General features: G+C 55.6%; 21 protein-coding genes. 14 read left to right on the top strand and 7 right to left on the bottom strand.

The window, feature by feature from the left end; translation table 11 throughout:
* Nucleotides 1–12: 12 nt before the first annotated feature.
* Nucleotides 13–885, bottom strand: a complete 873-nt coding sequence (locus tag GEAM_RS13435) for a LysR substrate-binding domain-containing protein (RefSeq protein WP_034792314.1) — start codon at nucleotides 883–885, stop codon at nucleotides 13–15.
* Between the two features lie 264 nt (nucleotides 886–1,149).
* Here GEAM_RS13435 and GEAM_RS13430 point away from each other — a divergent pair, with 264 nt between their 5' ends.
* From GEAM_RS13430 to GEAM_RS13400, 7 genes are all read left to right on the top strand, one after another.
* Nucleotides 1,150–1,821 (top strand): hypothetical protein, encoded by a 672-nt coding sequence (locus GEAM_RS13430; protein WP_034792312.1) that lies wholly within the window; start codon nucleotides 1,150–1,152, stop codon nucleotides 1,819–1,821.
* A gap of 14 nt (nucleotides 1,822–1,835) precedes the next feature.
* Nucleotides 1,836–2,234: an NUDIX hydrolase gene (locus GEAM_RS13425; protein ID WP_034792311.1), complete on the top strand. Its 399-nt coding sequence runs from the start codon at nucleotides 1,836–1,838 to the stop codon at nucleotides 2,232–2,234.
* Nucleotides 2,234–3,115: a DUF6024 family protein gene (locus tag GEAM_RS13420; protein WP_034792310.1), complete on the top strand. Its 882-nt coding sequence runs from the start codon at nucleotides 2,234–2,236 to the stop codon at nucleotides 3,113–3,115. Before GEAM_RS13425 ends, GEAM_RS13420 begins: the two co-directional genes overlap by 1 nt.
* Nucleotides 3,112–3,996 carry a DMT family transporter gene (locus tag GEAM_RS13415; RefSeq protein WP_034792309.1) on the top strand — a complete coding sequence of 295 codons (885 nt, stop codon included), beginning with the start codon at nucleotides 3,112–3,114 and terminating at the stop codon, nucleotides 3,994–3,996. Before GEAM_RS13420 ends, GEAM_RS13415 begins: the two co-directional genes overlap by 4 nt.
* Before the next feature lie 103 nt (nucleotides 3,997–4,099).
* On the top strand, nucleotides 4,100–4,744 hold the full coding sequence (gene adk / locus GEAM_RS13410) for an adenylate kinase (RefSeq protein WP_034792307.1): 645 nt from the start codon (nucleotides 4,100–4,102) through the stop codon (nucleotides 4,742–4,744).
* A gap of 233 nt (nucleotides 4,745–4,977) precedes the next feature.
* Entirely contained in the window at nucleotides 4,978–5,940 is a 963-nt protein-coding gene (gene hemH, locus GEAM_RS13405) for a ferrochelatase (RefSeq protein WP_034792305.1), read from the top strand.
* Between the two features lie 26 nt (nucleotides 5,941–5,966).
* Entirely contained in the window at nucleotides 5,967–7,286 is a 1,320-nt protein-coding gene (locus GEAM_RS13400; RefSeq protein ID WP_034792303.1) for an inosine/guanosine kinase, read from the top strand.
* Nucleotides 7,287–7,347: 61 nt separating this feature from the next.
* Here GEAM_RS13400 and GEAM_RS13395 read toward each other — a convergent pair whose 3' ends face one another.
* Entirely contained in the window at nucleotides 7,348–8,124 is a 777-nt protein-coding gene (locus tag GEAM_RS13395; protein WP_034792301.1) for an SDR family NAD(P)-dependent oxidoreductase, read from the bottom strand.
* A gap of 200 nt (nucleotides 8,125–8,324) precedes the next feature.
* Between GEAM_RS13395 and GEAM_RS13390 the strand changes: the two genes are divergently transcribed.
* The 6 genes from GEAM_RS13390 to GEAM_RS13365 all read left to right on the top strand — a co-directional run bounded on the left by GEAM_RS13390 (nucleotide 8,325) and on the right by GEAM_RS13365 (nucleotide 12,975).
* Nucleotides 8,325–9,251 (top strand): LysR substrate-binding domain-containing protein, encoded by a 927-nt coding sequence (locus GEAM_RS13390; protein ID WP_034792299.1) that lies wholly within the window; start codon nucleotides 8,325–8,327, stop codon nucleotides 9,249–9,251.
* A gap of 186 nt (nucleotides 9,252–9,437) precedes the next feature.
* Nucleotides 9,438–9,782 carry a carboxymuconolactone decarboxylase family protein gene (locus GEAM_RS13385; protein ID WP_034792297.1) on the top strand — a complete coding sequence of 115 codons (345 nt, stop codon included), beginning with the start codon at nucleotides 9,438–9,440 and terminating at the stop codon, nucleotides 9,780–9,782.
* Between the two features lie 50 nt (nucleotides 9,783–9,832).
* On the top strand, nucleotides 9,833–10,513 hold the full coding sequence (locus GEAM_RS13380) for a cupin domain-containing protein (protein ID WP_034792295.1): 681 nt from the start codon (nucleotides 9,833–9,835) through the stop codon (nucleotides 10,511–10,513).
* Nucleotides 10,510–11,634, top strand: a complete 1,125-nt coding sequence (locus tag GEAM_RS13375) for a flavin monoamine oxidase family protein (RefSeq protein ID WP_051899521.1) — start codon at nucleotides 10,510–10,512, stop codon at nucleotides 11,632–11,634. Before GEAM_RS13380 ends, GEAM_RS13375 begins: the two co-directional genes overlap by 4 nt.
* Entirely contained in the window at nucleotides 11,618–12,364 is a 747-nt protein-coding gene (locus GEAM_RS13370; RefSeq protein ID WP_034792293.1) for an SDR family oxidoreductase, read from the top strand. Before GEAM_RS13375 ends, GEAM_RS13370 begins: the two co-directional genes overlap by 17 nt.
* 113 nt (nucleotides 12,365–12,477) lie before the next feature.
* The gene (locus GEAM_RS13365) at nucleotides 12,478–12,975 is read left to right on the top strand and encodes a P-loop nucleotide/nucleoside kinase family protein (protein ID WP_034792291.1); all 498 of its coding nucleotides are present in this window, start codon (nucleotides 12,478–12,480) and stop codon (nucleotides 12,973–12,975) included.
* 52 nt (nucleotides 12,976–13,027) lie between these two features.
* Here the strand turns inward: GEAM_RS13365 and ybaL are convergent, their stop codons facing one another.
* The 5 genes from ybaL to GEAM_RS13340 all read right to left on the bottom strand — a co-directional run bounded on the left by ybaL (nucleotide 13,028) and on the right by GEAM_RS13340 (nucleotide 18,336).
* A complete protein-coding gene (gene ybaL / locus GEAM_RS13360; RefSeq protein ID WP_034792289.1) occupies nucleotides 13,028–14,719 on the bottom strand; it encodes a YbaL family putative K(+) efflux transporter in 1,692 nt (563 codons plus the stop codon).
* A gap of 230 nt (nucleotides 14,720–14,949) precedes the next feature.
* Nucleotides 14,950–16,167 (bottom strand): MFS transporter, encoded by a 1,218-nt coding sequence (locus GEAM_RS13355; protein WP_034792287.1) that lies wholly within the window; start codon nucleotides 16,165–16,167, stop codon nucleotides 14,950–14,952.
* Nucleotides 16,168–16,209: 42 nt separating this feature from the next.
* The gene (gene ybaK / locus GEAM_RS13350; RefSeq protein ID WP_034792286.1) at nucleotides 16,210–16,689 is read right to left on the bottom strand and encodes a Cys-tRNA(Pro)/Cys-tRNA(Cys) deacylase YbaK; all 480 of its coding nucleotides are present in this window, start codon (nucleotides 16,687–16,689) and stop codon (nucleotides 16,210–16,212) included.
* Nucleotides 16,690–17,168: 479 nt separating this feature from the next.
* Nucleotides 17,169–17,978: a TraB/GumN family protein gene (locus GEAM_RS13345; RefSeq protein WP_034792283.1), complete on the bottom strand. Its 810-nt coding sequence runs from the start codon at nucleotides 17,976–17,978 to the stop codon at nucleotides 17,169–17,171.
* 160 nt (nucleotides 17,979–18,138) lie between these two features.
* A complete protein-coding gene (locus tag GEAM_RS13340; RefSeq protein ID WP_034792282.1) occupies nucleotides 18,139–18,336 on the bottom strand; it encodes a cation transporter in 198 nt (65 codons plus the stop codon).
* An 89-nt stretch (nucleotides 18,337–18,425) separates the two neighbouring features.
* Here GEAM_RS13340 and cueR point away from each other — a divergent pair.
* Nucleotides 18,426–18,804 (top strand): Cu(I)-responsive transcriptional regulator (cueR, locus tag GEAM_RS13335; RefSeq protein WP_034792281.1); only part of this gene is annotated, 379 nt, incomplete at its 3' end.

The following is an 18,804-nucleotide window of genomic DNA, read 5'->3' as shown; positions in this document are numbered from 1 at the left end:
AAGGAGAGCGGATCAGCCTCTGCTGGCTTCTTCCAGCAACCAGCCGCGAAATGCGGTTATCTCCGGCTCATGGCTGCGATCGCTTTTCACCAGCATATAGGTGGCGCGATCCACCTCGGCGAAGCCCAGTGGTGCGATCACCGTGCCATCCTGTAGCTCCTTCTTCACCAAGATCTGCGGCGTCATGATGATCCCCAGCCCGTTTTTTGCCGCCTGAATTGCCAGCGTCAAATTGTCGAAATGCTTGCCCGCAATAAAATCGCCTTTGGCATTAGTCTTCTTGGCCCACTCCTGCCAAGCGTTAATTTTGGTGTCGGCGTGCAGCAATGGCAGGGTGGAAAAATCGGTCTGATAAGTAAAACGGTGGCGAAAATTCGGCGAACAGACCGGACCAATATAATCGACGGTGATCAGTGTTGACTCAATATCGCTGGTCAGCTGGTTCTCATTACTCTTAATAAGAATATCTGTCCGCTGTTCATGAACTTGCTGAACATCCGTATGGGTTTGGAAAGTCAGGACAATATTTTCATGGCGCTCCGAAAAACGGCTAATACGCGGAATAAGCCATTGTGCTAAAAAACTTGGCGCACAGGAGATAATTAAATTATTTTCCTGCCGGGCTTTAATTTCACGGCAGGTATTTTCTATTTCGACAAATACCTGATCGCAGCATTTCTTTAATTTCTCACCGTCGCGGGTTAAATAGACCCGGCCCGCCGCGCGTTTGAATAACGGCGTACCCAGCCAGCCCTCTAAATTCTTAATTTGATGACTCACCGCGCTGTGAGTCACGTTCAGCGATTCCGCCGCCAGACTGAAGCTTTCAAAGGTCGCAGCCTGCTTGAAATAGTGCAGGGCGCGCAGGGAAGGCAGGTTTGCCATATCAACACCTTGTTAGAAAAATTCAACTCAACTGTCTGTTTATATCATTTTCTTGTGCCGAAAAAACCCATTAGTCTCAACCTCGTTCCGAAGCACATCTCTCTAACAGGCGCTGTAATTCTACTGAAGAAAATTCAGTAAGTGCGCCAGTCTGCGCCTTGCGCGCTGGTTAAGTCTGTATAAAAAATAAGGATGACTATGAACAACTCACTTTCTGGTACAACGACTTCAACAGCAAATTCGACTCCACGAACGCAGTTAGTTATGTTCACAGGTGGCCGCGATAGCACGCTGGCCGCATGTTATTTAATGTTACAGGGTATCCCTGTGCATCTTTACTCGGCTAACAGCGGCTGCTCCCTGCATCGCGGCATTCTCGCCCACCGTGTCGACGAACTGCGTAATCGCTTTGGCGATTTAGTGGTGGAACACACCGTCGAGGATATCAGCGGGACTTTCCGCTCTATTGCCATCGAAAATATCGAAAGTGATATTTTGCGTCACCGTAAAAACCTGGTGTTACTCGGCGAGAAATTAGCGATCCACGCTCACTTGGTGGATTTCTGCCGCCGCAACGATATTAGCGTGATTAACGACGGTATTACCCATTACCAACAAGAATTCCCCGAGCAGCGTCTGGTCGCCAAAGAGTTTTTGGTCAACCTGATGAATGAATACGACATTCAATACCATTCGCCAATTTATGAATTTGCCCAATCTTCTGATGACGTTAAATACCGCCTACTGCAATTGGGTATTTCCACTAAGTCGCTGGAAGGCGTGAGTATTTTCGGTGACAGCTTCTCGACGCCAAATGACGAAACCATTCTGGCTTACCTGAATGAGAAAACGCCGCTGGCCCGCAACATCATTAAATTCCTCTCCGGCGAAACCCTGAGTTTGGGGTTAAAAACGGCGACTCACGCTGCGGCGTAATGAAGGACAACCCGATGAAAACTATCATCAAATGTTCGGCAGTGATCATCCGTGACCGCGCGTTATTACTAACGCGCAAGCGCGGAACCGACATCTTTATCTCTCCCGGCGGCAAGCCGCTGACCGGAGAAGACCACATCAGCTGTTTGCGTCGCGAGTTAAAAGAAGAGCTTAACGTCGACACGGCCAAAATCACGCCACTGGGCTTATTCCACGGCGTGGCGGAGTTCGAAAAAGTGGCGATTGAAAATCATGTTTATCAGGTGGAAGTGGTGGGGCAGCCCGTCGCCAGCGCGGAGATCGCTGAGATCGCCTGGGTGAATTACCGCAAGCCGCCTTGCGAAGTGGGAGTGGGATCCGTGTTTCGCGACAATGTCCTGCCGTTACTGTACCAGCGTGAGTTGATCGACTGATGGACCCTTCATCTCTCTCTCCCGCCTTGCAGCAACAGCACGGTGACCACTATTACAGGGAAGTAAACCGGCTGCGGGAAGTGCTGCGCGACAAGCTGACGACGGTCTATCGTCTTGGCGATTATGACATTTTTCTGGTGCAGTCGGTGCGCGTGGGCTTAGCGATGCTCTCCCATTTGCTGCATAAACATAAAATGTCGCTGAATCTGGCCGCGCATCACCACTATCAGCCCATTGAACTGCTGTTTTCCAAACCGGTGCCGATTGACGCGCCGGGCCAAAACAGCGGCATTAATATGGTCACCCACGTTAATCCTTACACCGGGGCTATCAACGACCTTGATGGTTTGAACCATAAAACCGTGGTCGACGGGTCGCACAGTTTCGCCACCGGTCTGCATGACGAATTGGTGAATAACAGCTCGATTTTCCTCGCGCCGCTGCATAAACACGCGTCGGTGGCGGTGGGCTTGACGCTGATTGCCGTGCGCCCCGAGCACTACAGCTGCTTGTTCCGTAGCGAGCTGCGCCTGTTCGAAGGGTCGACCGTCTCTCAGCGGCCTTTGCAGGAAGCCATTGCCGCGATGGAAGCACCGGACTGGCAGCCTTACAACGTGGCGAGCGTCGAGAAAATCGACCTGCCGCTGGCTAACGGCCTGCGTCTGACTTCCCTCAGCGCGTCCGGCTTGCCTTTTGCCTGCTTCCCGGTGGCTACCCTGTCGGATGACCAGCTGCATAAGGTCAAGCAGATCAACGGCAGCTATTTCGAGCACACCCATACTTTGCGTATTTCCCGCTGGGCGCGGGGCAATCGCTTGCAGCAAGTGGATAGCACCGGCAGTGTTATCGACGATTTAGCCCGACTTTGGAGTCAAAAATGAGTAAATCTACCCCGGTTAACGGCAACCTGATCGGTATTCTCGGCGGCATTATCCTGAGTACCGATTCCGTGTTTATCCGACTCATGAGTATTGATAATTCATGGATGATTGTGATGCTGCGCGGCCTGTTTATGTGGGGGCTGGTGGTGCTGGTTTACCTGCTGTGGCCGAAAAGCCGCTCGGTGCTCGGTGTGCCGTGGATCACTCGCCAAAACGCCTTGTCGACGCTGTTTTTCTGTATCGCGTCGGCCTGCTTCGTCAATGCCTTAAATCGCGGCAGCATCGCTACCGTGCTGGTGATCATCTCCTCAACACCGTTCGTCTCGGCGATAATTTCGCGCCTGTTCTTCGGCACTAAAATCGATAAATCGCTGCTGATGGCGGCTATCGCGGGCATGCTCGGCGTGGCAATCGTCATGACCGGTCGCGCGACGGGCTATGACCCATTAGCCAACTATTTCGCGCTGGCGACGGCGGTCTCTATGGCGCTGGCCTTTATCTTTGCTTCAAAAGTGGAAAACGGCACCGTTGGCCTGCCTTCCATTGGCGGCGTGCTGGCCTCGGTATGCGTGGTGGGCTTCACCGGCGGCGGCGTGCTGCATGCTGTTCCGCTGCTCAGTGGTTCGCAGTGGCTGTGGCTGTTTGTTGAAGGCGCGGTGATTATGCCGCTGGCGATGGGGCTGATTTCTCTCTCCACGCGCTTTGTTTCTCCGGTCAACGCAGGACTATTTTTACTGCTCGAAACGGCCCTCGCGCCGCTGTGGATTTTCCTGTTCCTCGGCGAAGCGCCAACGCTGCAAGCCGTTGTTGGCGGGTGCATTATTGTCTTTGCGGTTATCTCCCAGACCTTGCGAATTAAACGCCAAGAGGCGCTGGCTTAACCTTGATTGCGCGCAGCCTGTTCCTTGAGGAAGGGCGTGCAGAATGATATGGTTGGTCGTTTTGTACGTTTTAATAAAAATTACATGCAAGGGGATTTACGCAATGCGTATCATTCTGCTGGGCGCTCCGGGCGCTGGTAAAGGAACTCAGGCGCAATTCATCATGGAGAAATATGGCATTCCGCAGATTTCTACTGGTGACATGTTGCGCGCAGCTGTTAAAGCTGGAAGCGAGCTCGGCAAGAAAGCAAAAGAAATCATGGACGCCGGTAAACTGGTGACCGACGAATTAGTGATTGCACTGGTTAAAGAGCGCATTCAGCAGGAAGACTGCCGCAATGGTTTCTTGCTCGACGGCTTCCCACGCACCATCCCTCAGGCTGATGCCATGAAAGACGCTGGGATCAAAGTGGACTACGTGCTGGAATTCGACGTACCTGACGAACTGATCGTTGATCGTATCGTAGGTCGCCGCGTTCATCCGGGTTCAGGCCGCGTTTATCACATCAAATTCAATCCACCAAAAGTGGAAGGCAAGGATGATGTGACCGGCGAAGAGTTGATCACCCGTAAGGACGATCAGGAAGAGACCGTGCGTAAGCGTCTGGTTGAATATCACGACCTGACCGAGCCATTGGTGTCTTACTACAGCAAAGAAGCTGAAGCGGGCAACACCCAATACGTTCGTATCGACGGTACGCAGAAAGTGGACGAAGTTCGCCAAGAGCTGGCTTCTATCCTCGGTTAATACCGCTGTTATCGTAAATAATAAAAGCGACCAAAGCGACTTCGGTCGCTTTTATCATTTCTGCTCCCCGCACTTTTATTCATTAAATGAATGCTATTGATTACTTCTGCCATTAGCTGTTATCGGTTCCGCTCCCCGTCTTTTTGGTTACAATGTGCAAAGTTAAGTCGAAGCGCTGCTTTTGGCTTCCAGTCACCCAGGCCCAAGAGCCGTAATAATTTAGGAAATTCAGCATGATGCAGACGAAATTCGGTGTGTTACTGGTCAATCTCGGTACGCCCGAAGCACCAACGCCGCAGGCCGTAAAAAAGTATCTGGCTGAGTTTTTAGGTGATCCACGGGTTGTTGATACTAATCGTTTGATTTGGCTGCCGATCCTTTACGGCGTGATCCTGCCTCTGCGATCTCCGCGCGTTTCCAAACTGTACAAAGGCGTGTGGATGGAAGAGGGCTCGCCGCTGATGGTGTTTAGCCGCCGCCAACAAAAGGCACTGGCCGAACGCCTGCCGGGCACTCCGGTAGAGCTGGCGATGAGCTACGGCAAGCCAAGCATGGAAGATGCCATCGACAAACTGCTGGAGCAGGGCGTCACCAAGATGGTGGTTCTGCCGCTTTACCCGCAATACTCCTGCTCCACCAGCGCCGCGGTGTTTGACGGCGTCGCGCGGGTGTTAAAAGAGAAGCGCCGCCTGCCTTCCCTGAGCTTTATCCGCGATTACGCCGAGCATCCGGCCTATATTTCCGCGCTGAAAACCACCGTGCTGCGCTCCTTTGCCGAGCACGGCGAGCCTGACCGGTTAATCCTCTCCTTCCACGGTATTCCGAAGCGTTTTGTTGCTTTGGGCGACGACTACGAACAGCGTTGCCGCGACACCACGCAGGCGCTGACTCAGGCACTGGGCCTGCCGACCGGCAAAATTATGCTGACCTTCCAGTCGCGCTTTGGCCGTGAGCCTTGGCTGACGCCTTACACTGATGAAACGCTGAAAGGCCTGCCGGAGCAGGGCGTGAAGAACATTCACATCATGTGCCCGGGCTTTGCGGCAGACTGTCTGGAGACGCTGGAAGAGATTAAAGAAGAGAACCGTGAGATCTTTATGCACGCAGGCGGCGAGCAATTCCATTATATTGACGCCCTCAACGACCAGCCTGAGCATATCGATCTGCTTCAGCAGTTAGTGACTCAACATTTTTAACGTTTTTTGATCCACAGAGAGCATCAATGAAATTTCCTGGTAAACGTAAGTCCAAACACTATTTCCCAGTCAGCGCGCGTGATCCTTTACTGCGTGATTCAATGTTGCAGAGCATGATGCCTGACAGCGAAGTAGGGGCTTCTTATATCGTCGGTATCGATCAGACGATGGTAGATATTGAAGCGCGCGTAGACGAAGACTTCGTTGCCCGTTATGGCCTGAAGGCCGGCGAGTCCAGCGTTATCGACGATGCGACCGCCGAGGCGTTGTATCAGGAATTAATGAGTCAGGCGCTGATCACCCATCAGTTTGCCGGTGGCACCATCGGCAACACCTTGCACAACTACTCGGTGCTGGCCGATGACCGCTCCGTGCTGCTCGGCGTGATGTGCAGCCACGTACAGATTGGCAGCTACGCTTATCGCTACCTGTGCAACACCTCGAGCCGCGTGGATCTGAACTATCTGCAAGGCGTTGATGGCGCAATTGGCCGCTGCTTTACCCTGATCAGCGACAGCGGCGAGCGCACCTTTGCGATTAGCCCTGGGCATATGAACAATTTGCATCAGGAAAGCGTGCCGGAAGACGTGATTGCCGGTGCCTCGGCGCTGGTTCTGACTTCTTACCTGCTGCGCAGTAGCGAAGGCGAACCGATGCCAGAAGCCACGATGCAGGCTATCGCCTATGCCAAGAAGTATCAGGTGCCTGTAGTGCTGACCTTGGGCACTCAGTTCGTGATTGCTGAGAACCCGCAGGCGTGGCGCGACTTCATTGCAGAAAATGTCTCTATTTTGGCGATGAACGAAGATGAAGGTTTTGCGCTGACGGGAATGAAAGACCCATTGATGGCGGCCGATAAGGCACTTGAGTGGGTTGATCTGGTGCTCTGCACGGCAGGTCCGAACGGCCTGTTTATGGCCAGCTACACCGAAGAAGAGTACAAACGCGCCACCAACCATCCGCTGTTGCCGGGGGCGATTGCCGAGTTCAACCAGTATGAATTCAGCCGCGCCATGCGCCGCGACAGCTGCCAGAACCCGCTGAAAATTTACTCCCACATCGCGCCATACATGGGCGGGCCGGAGAAGATCATGAACACCAACGGTGCTGGAGACGGCGCGCTGTCAGCCCTGTTGCACGATATCGCCGCCAACGGTTTCCACCGCACCAGTGTGCCAAACTCCAGCAAGCACGCCCGCGACTATCTGACCTACTCCTCACTGTCTCAGGTCTGTAAATACGCCAACCGCGTAAGCTATCAAGTCCTCAACCAGCACTCCCCGCGCCTAACGCGTGGCCTGCCGGAGCGCGAAGATAGCCTCGAAGAGTCGTATTGGGAACGTTGATCCGAAGCAAACGTTAGCAGACTAAAAACGCGGCACTCGCCGCGTTTTTGCTTGCAAGCTATTAAGCGTTGCGGCCCGCCATAACGCCGCCGTCGATGTCCCAGATGGCGCCGGTGACCCACGTCGTTTTGTCGGACAGCAAGAAGGCCACGGTGTCGGCAATGTCACGCGGCGTGCCGACGCGGCCAATAGGGTGGAAGCTGTCGAAGCTGTTCATCACGCCGCCCACGTCCTCTTTCGGAATAAAGCCTTCATAGATTGGCGTGTGTACCACGGCCGGCGAGACGGCGTTCACGCGAATACCGCTCTGGCCGAGTTCCAGCGCCAGATTTTTAGTCAAGGCGTGCAGGCCCGCTTTTGCCATCGAGTAGGCCGAGGATGGCGTCGCGCCGATAGCCTGCTGCGCCCACATTGAGCCGATGTTCACAATTGAGCCTTTGATGCCCGCCGCCACCATGTTTCTTGCCACGTCGCGAGTGATGAAGAAGGTCGCGCGGTTGATGTTCATATACATGTCATAGTCGGCTTCTTCGTTTTCGACGAAGGCTTTCGGGAAGAACACCCCTGCGGCATTGACTAACAGGCTGATATCGCGATGGTCGCGGTTAATTTCCGCCATCACGTGCTTCATACCGGCTTCTTTCATCAGGTCGGCGACGATAATCGACACTGGGCCAAGGGATGACAGGGCTTGGCGCGCTTCTTCTGCTTTGGCCTGACGATTGCCCACCAGCACCACGCTGCCGCCGTTTTCTAACACAATGCGCGCCGTTTCCAGACCCATGCCGCTGGTGCCGCCGACGACTAACAGTTTTTTTCCCGCAAATGATGCTGACATATTGACCTCGAATTCTTATTTATCAATCAGTTATTAACAAGGCATCTGTCACATTCAGCTGCCCGACGATGAATCCAGATTGCCACGGGGCGAGCAGGCTGACGAATCAGAAGATGTTGCCTTATGACAAAGAAAATCTATGTCGCAAGCCATTTTCTGAGCTAGGATGAAGACATGACAAACCAGCAGGTGATTTTGCGATGCGCTCCTTAAACAGACTTAAATGGCTGCACGCCTTTGAAGCGGCGGCCCGACATGGCAGCTTTACCGGCGCGGCGGAAGAGCTGGGCGTGACGCCCGCGGCGGTGGGGCAGTTGGTGCGTTCGCTCGAGGAGTGGGTAGGGCATCCGCTGCTGACCCGCACCCGTTCCGGCAAAAAGCGTCTGATGGTGGTGACCGAGGCGCAAGACGCGCTGAAAGAGATCACCGACGGGTTGGATAAGCTCGAAAGCGGCCTGAAGAAGCTGCGCGGACGCCGCGCGCGCTCGGTGATTGTGGTTACCGCGTCGCAGGTGCTGGTGATGAACTGGCTGATGTCGCGCCTGAACCTGTTTGCCGAACACCATGAGGATATCGACCTGCGCCTCGACGTCTCGGATAAGCATATCGATTTGGCTCACGGCGAGGCGGATATCGGCATTCGCTGCGGGCCGGGCAACTGGCCGGGGCTGCACGCGACTTGGATCATGGATGAAGAGGCGGTGGTGGTGTGCAGCCCGCTGATTTTGAAAGCCGGGCAGGAAGCCGACTGCGATTGGCTGAATAAACAAAAGCTTATTTATGATGATACCCCGCATCCGGGTGCCAATATGCCCTCGTGGAGCGGCGTGCTGGACACCATCGGCTATGGCCATGTGAGCCAGAACAGCCTGCATATTAACTCTACCTCGGCGGTAATTCTGGCAGCGCTCGGCGGGCGCGGCGTGGCTATCGTGCGCCGCGCCCTGGTGCAGCAATCCATTGATAGCGGCCAGCTGCTCCAGCTCTATCCGTCATTTAAATGGCCGCTGACGTGGTCTTATTACATGGTGCGGTCGGAGCACGCGCTGAGTCGCCCCGAAGTGCAGATTTTCCATGACTGGATGCTGGAATATCAGCACTCACTAAGCTCAAACACCCCCGCCTAACTCTCTCTTTAAAGGATGGCTAAGCCACGGCTGGCTATCCTCCGCTCTCAGCTTTTCCGGCAAGATAGTTTTTCTTTGCCATAAGGCAAGTTTATCTCATTTGTTTAACACTCTTAACATTTCAATAATGCCTGCGACGAAAGGGGCGTGATGGGTCACGTCGCCTGATTGAAGAAGAGATTTTCTATGTTGCTGAACTGGAATGAACATCGCGATGAGCTGCTGGGGAAAGTGAATGAGTTCGCCAAGCTGACACCGGAATTTATGCGCGGGCTGGTCAAGATGGATGCGGGCGCTTCCGCGACTGGCCATTTGGACCCGAAAATCCATGAACTGATTGCGCTGGCGGTGGCGGTGACCACCCGCTGCGACGGCTGTATCTCCGTTCATGTTAAAGCTGCCGCCAAACACGGCGCGACGCGCGAAGAGATTGCCGAAGCGCTGGCCGTGGCGATTTCCCTCAATACCGGCGCGGCGCTGACCTACACCGCCCACGTGCTGGACGCCTTCGACTCACTGCCAAAAGCATAATTTTTCCGGCGCTTAGCTGCGCCGGCCTGCTCTCTTATCGGAAACGCATCATGTTAGTCAATCACGACCTCTCCCTGCGCGCGCTGGTCACGGCGGATGAATATGAGTGGGTAAGCTCGCCGCAGTCCGGCGTTCACCGCGTCATGCTAGACCGCGTTGGCGCAGAACAGGCGCGGGCCACCAGCATTGTTCGCTATGACGCTGGCTCAGATTTCCCCGCACATTCGCACCCTGACGGCGAGGAAATTTTGGTGCTGGAAGGCGTGTTTTCCGAAGGGGAGCAGCACTATCCGGCGGGCTGGTATCTGCGTAATCCGCCGGATTCTTCCCATCAGCCTTCCAGCAAATCGGGCGCGACGATTTTCGTCAAACTGCGGCAGATGGCCGCCGAGGATACCCAGCGAGTGCGCATCAACACGCTGGAAGCCAGCCGCTGGAAGCAACGGCAGGGCCGTGAGATTTGCCCGCTGTACCAGAGTGCGCATGAGCTGGTGCGGCTGGAAAGCTTAGCCGCCGGAGAGCCGATTTTTAGCGGTGGGCTGGTGGCCGGAGCCGAGCTGTTGGTGCTGGGCGGAGAGATAACAGAGGCCGCGGGCAACTATCCCACGGGCAGTTGGCTGCGGCTCCCTGCTGGGACTTTTACTGAACTGGTGTCCGGCAAGGCCGGGGCGCTGCTCTATATCAAAACCGGTCATTTGGCCGGGCAGAAAACATCGGCGGTGACGCAATGAAACAGGTGCAAGTTGCCATTGTCGGCGGCGGGCTGAGCGGCCTTTATGCCGCCGCGCTTCTGGAGCAGGCGGGCGTGGATTATCTGCTGATTGAAGGGCGCGAGCAGGCCGGTGGGCGCATTCAGTCGCTGCACGCCGGGGATGAAACTCAGCGTTTTGATCTCGGGGCTACATGGGTCTGGCCAGCCTTTCAGACCCAGTTGGCGCAGCTTTTACAACAGCTCGATATTGAGCTTATTGCGCAAGAGGAGCAGGGCGACATGTTGCTGGAGCGCGGCCTGCACCAGCCTATTTCGCGACATCCCGGTTACGTTTCGTCCCCGCCGTCCATGCGCGTTGTGGGAGGAATGCGGCGGCTGATAGAAAAACTTCAGCACAGGCTCAATCCGGCCAAGCTGCTGTTCAGTCACCTTGTCACGCAAATAGCGGCGAATGCCGAAGGGGTACAGCTGACGGCTCAAACGCCACTCGGAGAAAGCCTGTCGGTTCACGCCGAGCAGGTGTTTCTGGCACTGCCACCGGCCTTGGCAGAGGGGATTAACTTCAGCCCCGGGCTGCCGGAGGCCGTCGCCCGAGAGTGGGCCAATACCGGCACTTGGATGGCGCCGCACGCCAAATATGTGGCGGTTTACTCCCAACCTTTTTGGCGGCAGCAAGGGCTGTCAGGCGAAGCACGCAGCGCCGTCGGCCCTATGGCGGAGATCCACGATGCCTCGGCGTCAGGGCAGGCTGCGGCACTGTTCGGCTTTCTGGGAATGCCGGCGAAAACGCGCTGGACCACCAGCGAAAGCAATCTGAAAGATCTCTGCCGCGCTCAGCTGGTCAGGCTGTTTGGCGAGCAGGCGGCGCATCCGGTTGCTGAGTTTTTCAAAGACTGGGCCGAGGATCCGCTGACCGCCACCGCGAGCGATCTGACCGTGGAACCGGGTCATTCGATCCCTCAGGCTTTTATCCGCGAGGGCGTCTGGCAGGGGAGGTTACAGGGCATCGCCAGCGAGTGGTCGGCGGCCTTTCCGGGTTATATCGCCGGGGCAATAGACGCCGCGACGCGGGGCTTCACGACTTTCACCACGCAATCAAACCAACCCACTCAGGGAGCACAGTATGAGATTGAAAAATAAACGCGTTTTGATCACCGGCGGCACCAGCGGCATTGGCTTAGCTACGGCCAAATTGATGCTGCGCGAAGGGGCGCGGGTGGCGATCACCGGGCGCGATGCCGAGAAGTTGCAACAGATTAAACAACAGCTGGCAGGGGATGTGTTGGCGATTCGGGCCGACGTGCTTGTTCCTGAGGATCTACGGCGTATCCATGACCAAGTTTCCGCTGAGTTTGGCGGGCTGGATGCGTTTTTTGCCAACGCCGGTGTGGCCTTCGGCTCGCCGCTGGCAAGTACCAGCGAGGCGCGTTATGACGAGTTGATGGATATCAACGTCAAGGGCGTGTTCTTATCCATGCAGGCGATTTCGCCTCTGTTGCAGCCGGGCGCGTCGGTTATCCTCAACACCTCGTGGCTGAATCAGGTCGGCACGCCGGGCCTGTCTCTGCTTTCGGCCTCCAAAGCGGCGGTGCGATCGCTGGCGCGGACGTGGTCGGCGGAGCTACTCGAGCGCAAAATCCGCGTCAACGCCGTCAGTCCGGGGGCGATGAATACGCCTATCCACGGGCGTAGCGGCGGCACAGAGGCTGAAGTCGATGCTGGCAAACAGCGCATTGCGGCGCGAATTCCCCTCGGGCACTTGGGGGACGCCGAAGATATCGCCAACGCGGTGGTGTTCCTCGCCAGCGATGAATCTCGCTACATGCTGGGGGCTGAAGTGGTGGTCGACGGCGGCTTCTCGCAGATTTAACCCCTGATTTAACGCAATAAGGCCAGCCCTCGAGCTGGCCTTAATTTTCAGCCCCTTCACCCCGCCGCGTGCTACTCTTTTGATTCATTTACCCGCAGCAAAGCGAGGAAAGCATGTCCCAGACCGCCAAGGAAACTCCCACTCTTCATCTGCTCTGCGGCAAAATTGCCTCGGGCAAATCTACGTTGTCTGCTCGACTTGCTGCTCGCCCGTTAACCGTGATTATTAGCGAAGACCAGTGGCTGGCGCGGCTTTACGCCGAGGAGATGCATAGCGTGGCGGACTACGTGCGCTGCTCGGCCAAGCTGCGAGAAGCTATGGCGCCGCATCTGATTGCCTTGCTGCAAGCCGGCATGTCGGTAGTGCTCGACTTCCCGGCCAATACGCTGGCAAATCGCCAATGGATGAAGGGGATTGTCGAGGCGTCCGGGGCTCACAACCAGTTGCACTATCTCGACGTGCCCGACGAGGTGTGTAAAGCCCGTCTCCGCGCCCGCAATCAGGCCGGAGAGCACGACTTCGCCGCCACCGACCAGCAGTTTGATTTCATCACCAGCCACTTTGTCCCGCCGACTGAAGACGAAGGTTTTCAGGTGGTGGTTTACCGCTGAGTGAAATAAAAAAGCCTCCCCAATGGGAGGCTTTTTGCTAGCAGAGAAGGCGTTAAATCGGGCAGTAAGGCCGCTTTTCGTCTTCGTTCATCACGTCGACGTGCAGCATGTTCAACATACTGTTGGCGATCTCGCGTTCACCCATCACCACTTCGTTTGCGCCGCGCTCCATGATGTAACGCACTTCGTCGTCATAGTGCGCGCGGGCGATGATTTCGATATTCGGGCGTTTGGTTCGCGCCGAGGCGACAATCTCACCGGCTTCGTAACCATTGGGAATGGTCACTAGCAGCCAGCGGGCGCAGTCCAGACGGGCCAAATCCATCACTTCCTGATTGGCGGCGTTACCCAATACCGTGCTGATGCCTTGCTCGCGCAGGGCTTCGACCCGTGGCCGGGAGTTCTCAATTACCACCAGTGGAATACCCGCAGCCTGAAGCTTCTCGCCCAGCAGGCTACCCACGCGACCATAGCCCACCAGCAGGGCGTGATTGCACAGGTCGAAGGGGATCTGCTTCTCGTCTTCGACGGCTTCTTCCACGCTCTGATCGTCGATGGTTTCGGTCTTCGCCAGATATTTCTCCAGCAACGTGAACAGCAGCGGGTTGAGCATAATCGACAGAATTGCGCCCGCCAGCACCAGATTGCGGCCGTGCTCTGACAGCATGCCCAGCGTGATGCCCAGACCGGCGAGGATAAAGGCGAACTCACCAATCTGCGCCAGACTGACGGAAATCGTCAGCGCGGTGCGCCGCGAGTGGCCGAAGGTTTTCACCAGCAGGAAGGCCGCGATGGATTTACCAAAGACGATAATACCCAGCGTCGCCAGCACCGCCAGAGGCTCGCGGATGATGATCAGCGGGTCGAACAGCATGCCGACGGAGACAAAGAACAGCACCGCGAAGGCATCGCGCAGCGGCAGGGTGTCGTGCGCCGCGCGTTGGCTCAGTTCGGACTCGTTTAGCACCATGCCCGCGAAGAACGCGCCGAGCGCAAAGGAGACGTCGAACAGTTCCACCGCGCCATAAGCAATCCCCAGCGCCAGCGCCAGAACCGCCAGTGTGAACAGCTCTCGCGAGCCGGTACTGGCGGTGCGGGCGAGGATCCACGGCACCAGACGGCGGCCAACCACCATCATCAGCACCATAAAGGCGATCACTTTGCCGATGGTTATCGCCAGTTCCATACCCAGCGCGCCAAAGCTTGAATGCTCACTCTCCATCATGCTGCTAAATGCGGGCAGCAAGACCAGCGTCAGCACCATCACCAAGTCTTCGACTATCAACCAGCCAATGGCGATTTGCCCGCGCTGGCTGTCAATCAGTTGCCTCTCTTCCAGCGCGCGCAGCAGCACCACGGTACTGGCGGTGGAAAGACAGAGGCCGAAGACCAGACCGGCGGCTAAATCCCAGTCCAACAGGCGTGATAGTCCGATGCCGAGCAGCGTCGCCACTGCGATTTGTAGCACCGCGCCGGGAATAGCGATGGATTTTACTGCCAATAAGTCTTTGAGAGAGAAGTGTAAACCTACGCCGAACATCAGAAGGATGACGCCAATTTCCGCCAGCTCAGGAGCAAGAGAAGTATCGGCGACAAAGCCCGGAGTAAAAGGGCCAGCAAGCACGCCAGCGGCAAGATAGCCGACAAGAGGGGAAATTTTAAGGCGATTGGCGAGCATCCCGAACAGGAAGGCCAGTACCAAACCGCCGACGATGGTGGTTATCAAGGGCGTAGAGTTGTGCATCCATACTCCTTCTAGTTATGCGTCAGTGCAAAGTGTAAGAGAGTGTTAATGATTTTATGGCATATCGGCGGCCGATGTGTAAGAAAATGTGCCTTGAATGTCAAAAAATAACGATTTTGATGTAAATCAGGATGAAAGTGACATTTCACAGGGTTTTGGACAGCGATGTTTCAGTGGGCAAGGTGAGTGTGCTGCCGATAACGGAGTATCGGCAGCAGAAAGGCAGAAGTTTAGGACTGCTTTTGTTCAATATTCGGTAAGAATGCGGTGAGAATCCCCAATAGTGGCAGGAAGGCGCAAATCTGATACACCAGTTCGATACTGGTTCGGTCGGCAACGTAGCCCAGCACCGCAGCGCCAAGGCCGCCCATGCCGAAGGCCAAACCAAAGAACAGGCCGGACACCATGCCGACTTTACCCGGAATCAACTCCTGCGCAAACACCAAAATCGCCGAGAACGCCGAGGCCAACACCACGCCGATGATCACGCTGAGAATGCTGGTCCACATCAGGTTGGCGTGAGGCAGCAGCAGGGTGAAGGGCGCAACGCCGAGAATCGAAGCCCAGATCACGTATTTACGCCCAATCTTATCGCCAATCGGCCCGCCAATGATGGTGCCCGCCGCCACGGCAAACAGGAACACGAACAGGTGGATCTGCGCGCTTTGAATTGACACGCCAAATTTGTGGATCAAATAGAAGGTGTAGTAGCTGCTCAGGCTGGTCAGGTAGAAGTATTTGGAGAACACCAGCACCAGCAGAATACCCATCGACATCGCCACCGTGCGGCGCGGCAGCACGGTGATATTGCCCGCCACGGGGCCGCGCTTCTTGATGATCTGCTGCTGTTGGCGATACCACTTACTGATTTGCAGCAGCACCACGATACCCAGCAGGGCCGCCAGTGAGAACCAAGCGACATTGCCTTTACCATAAGGCGCGATGATCAGCGCAGCCAGCAATGGCCCGAGCGAGCTTCCCAAGTTGCCACCCACCTGAAACACCGACTGTGCCAAACCGTGACGGCCACCGGAGGCCATACGCGCCACGCGAGAGGACTCTGGGTGGAAGACCGATGAGCCAGTACCGACCAGCGCGGCGGCTAACAGCACCAGCGGGAAGGTCTGCGCCACGGCGAGCAGCAGCAGGCCGGAGAGGGTAAAGCCCATACCAATCGGCAGCGAGTAAGGCTGCGGATGCTTATCCGTGTAATAACCGATAATAGGTTGCAGCAGCGAGGCAGTTATCTGATAAGTCAGGGTTATCATGCCTATCTGGGTAAAGCTGAGTGAGAACTCGTTTTGCAGCAGCGGGTAAATCGCCAAAATCAGCGACTGGATCATGTCATTGAGCAGGTGGGAAACGCTGATTGCGCCGAGTATCCCGAAGGCCGTGCGCTTGGCGGCGCTGGCTACGGGTTGGGTAGGGAGGTCGGTACGGTCGGTCATCTCTATCTAAGCCTTTATTCTTGTAGTAAGTAGCGGAAGGGGTCAGTCAACTTTAGCGATGTCGGCAAATTTTCCGCGCAGCAGGGTACAAAGATCGCCCGCAGCCAGTTCAATATCAAGCCCGCGTTTACCTCCAGAGACAAAAATGGTGGCAAAGTTTTGCGCCGGGCTATCGATGACCGTGGGCAGCAGCTTTTTCTGCCCCAGAGGGCTGATTCCGCCGACCAGATATCCGGTGACGCGCTGGGCAATTTGCGGGTCAGCCATATCGGCCTTCTTCGCGCCAAGGGCTTTGGCGACTTTCTTGAGGTCTAACAGCGAGGCGACCGGCGTGACGGCCACAGCGAGGTTTTTTGCGTCACCGTTGAGCGAAACCAACAGGGTTTTGTAGACCTGATTAGCATCCAGCCCGAGCTTCTGCACGGCTTCGTCGCCGAAATGAGTTTCATCGCTGCTGTGTTCATAAGGGTGGAGAGTAAAAGCCACCTTGTTTTTTTCCAATAATTTGACTGCTGGCGTCATAACCTTCCCCGACAAAAGATCCCAATAAAAAAAGTCACCGGGTCTATAGGGGCAAAATAGCCTCAGACGTTCACGATGACTTAATTAGCGGAAAAATAATAACTCTGCTCAATCTTTTGATTGTAAAGCATAAAGCGTATTTCTTGAACGAATGTTAAATATTAGTCTAGCGAATGTCTGTTGCCAAGACCCAATACAGATTGCTAACCTACTACCGCCAGTGTTCTGTCCCGCAAGAGACAAATGCTGAAGCTATAACTAATAAAATGAAATTCCTCTTTGACTGGCCAATAGAAATATTGGCCACTTTTTTGATCCTCTTCATCCTTCAAGCCAGCTCTGCGTTGGCTTCCTTCGCTCGCCCTAGTCACTTACTTGTGTAAGCTCCTAGGGACTCGCTCAGTTGCCGCCTTGATCTGACTCGAATGATTTTGAGGATCTCGAGTTTTGGTTTTGTTCTGGTTCAGGCACAACCCAAATCAGCGCCGATCCGCTGTCAGCATATCCGGCAGGTTGCCTTCACCATAAAGATGCAGCGCGCCGACGGCGACCACGTATTTGCCGGGTGGTAGGGCGTTGAGCTGTTGCTTCCAGCGCAGGTTGCGTTGATTCATCAGCACGTCGTACAGGTCATTGCTGAAGGTGTTGGGCAGCGGCTCCATGCTTTGGCTGGGTTGTGATTCCAGCCACCAGCTGATCATGGTTTGCAGCAGCCGCGCGTTGGTGTGCCAGTGAGTCAGGGTATCTTCCAGCAGCGAGCGGCCGTCGTCCGGCAGTTGCTGAAGCAGGGTGAGCTGCTCCTGCGGGCCTTCCAGCTCGATGATCTTCTTCTGCTCGCGCCGCGCTGCTTTTAACAGCTGATAATCAATGCCGTATTCGCCGCGCAGCCCGAGGCGCTGGGCCTGACCGGCTTGCAGCATCAGCGCGACTTGCCAACAAGGCAGGTGATTCAGACTATAGATTGATGTCCCCAACTCCTCGCAAAGGCTCTCCACCTGCAAATATTGTTGCTCGCTCAGGCGTTCGCTAAGAGGCGACAGATCTTCCGCGATGCCGAAAGGCGACTCTGCCTCGCTGATATCAGCTTCGACAATCAGCGCATCGGCTTGTGACAAGCGTTTCAGCAAGATATCCGGCAGTGGCTGCATATTCATGGTGCCCATGTGGATGCTGCCCACCAGATGCAAATGTCGGTCGCCGGGAAGCTGGATATCCATCGCCGGATAGTGATATTCCGCGGGAGAAAGCAGACCGAGCCAGCGGGCAAGCTGGTAAAAGATATGGCCCATATGGCGTTGTCTCCTTGCAAGGGTGAAGGGGCATGCTAGCGCGTCGCTGGCTTAGCGAACAGGGGGAAAGTCTTGATTTTCGGGGGGAAGACGAATTAAAAGCATGAAAAGTCACGTTTATCGCCGCGGGCAGAGTTGCCAGCGGCGATGGCGTAAGGCCTTAAGCGACGGTCGCCTGATAGCCCGCTTCTTCGACAGCGTCGATCAGCTCTTGGGTTGGCGCAGAGCCTTCAACCACGGCTTTGTTCAACTCAACGTCCACTTTGGTGGTGCCTGACACGGCTTCCAGTGCTTTGCGCGTAGACGCCACGCAGTGTCCGCAGGTCAAACCTTCAAGGTTTAAAACGGTAGTCGTCATATTGTGTTCCTCTGGATACTGTTGGTTGGCCTTTAATCGATTCAGGGGTAGGATAAACCTTCCAGCAAGGTGAAGGTCAAGAGGGCAAAATGAATATCAGCGATGTGGCAAAGAAAACCGGTTTGACCAGCAAAGCGATTCGCTTCTACGAAGAGAAGGGGCTGGTGACGGCGCCGATGCGCAGTGATAACGGCTATCGTACCTACGCACAAAAGCATATTGAGGAGCTTACATTGCTGCGTCAGGCGCGGCAGGTGGGCTTCACCTTAGATGAGTGTCAGGAGTTGGTAGCGCTTTTCCACAACCCCGACCGCCACAGCGCCGATGTGAAGGCGCGGACTCTCGAGAAAGCAGCAGAAATAGGCCGCCATATTGAAGAGTTAACCGAGATGCGCCAGCGGCTGCTGGCGATGGCAGAGTCCTGTCCGGGCGATGAAGGGGCGGCGTGCCCAATCATCGACAATCTCT

The organism is Ewingella americana ATCC 33852, assembly GCF_000735345.1.
Classification (GTDB): Bacteria; Pseudomonadota; Gammaproteobacteria; order Enterobacterales; family Enterobacteriaceae; genus Ewingella; species Ewingella americana.
The sequence above is the reverse complement of the archived record's forward strand: the minus strand, read 5'-3'. Positions and strand labels throughout refer to the sequence as shown.

Bases quoted from the DNA above. Each gene is read 5' to 3' on its own strand.
- GEAM_RS13340 (WP_034792282.1), bottom strand. From the start codon at position 18,336: ATGACGACTACCGTTTTAAACCTTGAAGGTTTGACCTGCGGACACTGC.
- adk (WP_034792307.1), top strand. From the start codon at position 4,100: ATGCGTATCATTCTGCTGGGCGCTCCGGGCGCTGGTAAAGGAACTCAG.
- GEAM_RS13385 (WP_034792297.1), top strand. From the start codon at position 9,438: ATGTTGCTGAACTGGAATGAACATCGCGATGAGCTGCTGGGGAAAGTG.
- GEAM_RS13390 (WP_034792299.1), top strand. From the start codon at position 8,325: ATGCGCTCCTTAAACAGACTTAAATGGCTGCACGCCTTTGAAGCGGCG.
- GEAM_RS13420 (WP_034792310.1), top strand. From the start codon at position 2,234: ATGGACCCTTCATCTCTCTCTCCCGCCTTGCAGCAACAGCACGGTGAC.
- GEAM_RS13400 (WP_034792303.1), top strand. From the start codon at position 5,967: ATGAAATTTCCTGGTAAACGTAAGTCCAAACACTATTTCCCAGTCAGC.
- GEAM_RS13430 (WP_034792312.1), top strand. From the start codon at position 1,150: ATGTTCACAGGTGGCCGCGATAGCACGCTGGCCGCATGTTATTTAATG.
- GEAM_RS13395 (WP_034792301.1), bottom strand. From the start codon at position 8,124: ATGTCAGCATCATTTGCGGGAAAAAAACTGTTAGTCGTCGGCGGCACC.
- GEAM_RS13425 (WP_034792311.1), top strand. From the start codon at position 1,836: ATGAAAACTATCATCAAATGTTCGGCAGTGATCATCCGTGACCGCGCG.
- hemH (WP_034792305.1), top strand. From the start codon at position 4,978: ATGATGCAGACGAAATTCGGTGTGTTACTGGTCAATCTCGGTACGCCC.
- GEAM_RS13365 (WP_034792291.1), top strand. From the start codon at position 12,478: ATGTCCCAGACCGCCAAGGAAACTCCCACTCTTCATCTGCTCTGCGGC.
- GEAM_RS13370 (WP_034792293.1), top strand. From the start codon at position 11,618: ATGAGATTGAAAAATAAACGCGTTTTGATCACCGGCGGCACCAGCGGC.
- ybaK (WP_034792286.1), bottom strand. From the start codon at position 16,689: ATGACGCCAGCAGTCAAATTATTGGAAAAAAACAAGGTGGCTTTTACT.
- GEAM_RS13375 (WP_051899521.1), top strand. From the start codon at position 10,510: ATGAAACAGGTGCAAGTTGCCATTGTCGGCGGCGGGCTGAGCGGCCTT.
- GEAM_RS13380 (WP_034792295.1), top strand. From the start codon at position 9,833: ATGTTAGTCAATCACGACCTCTCCCTGCGCGCGCTGGTCACGGCGGAT.
- GEAM_RS13415 (WP_034792309.1), top strand. From the start codon at position 3,112: ATGAGTAAATCTACCCCGGTTAACGGCAACCTGATCGGTATTCTCGGC.
- GEAM_RS13345 (WP_034792283.1), bottom strand. From the start codon at position 17,978: ATGGGCCATATCTTTTACCAGCTTGCCCGCTGGCTCGGTCTGCTTTCT.
- ybaL (WP_034792289.1), bottom strand. From the start codon at position 14,719: ATGCACAACTCTACGCCCTTGATAACCACCATCGTCGGCGGTTTGGTA.
- GEAM_RS13435 (WP_034792314.1), bottom strand. From the start codon at position 885: ATGGCAAACCTGCCTTCCCTGCGCGCCCTGCACTATTTCAAGCAGGCT.
- GEAM_RS13355 (WP_034792287.1), bottom strand. From the start codon at position 16,167: ATGACCGACCGTACCGACCTCCCTACCCAACCCGTAGCCAGCGCCGCC.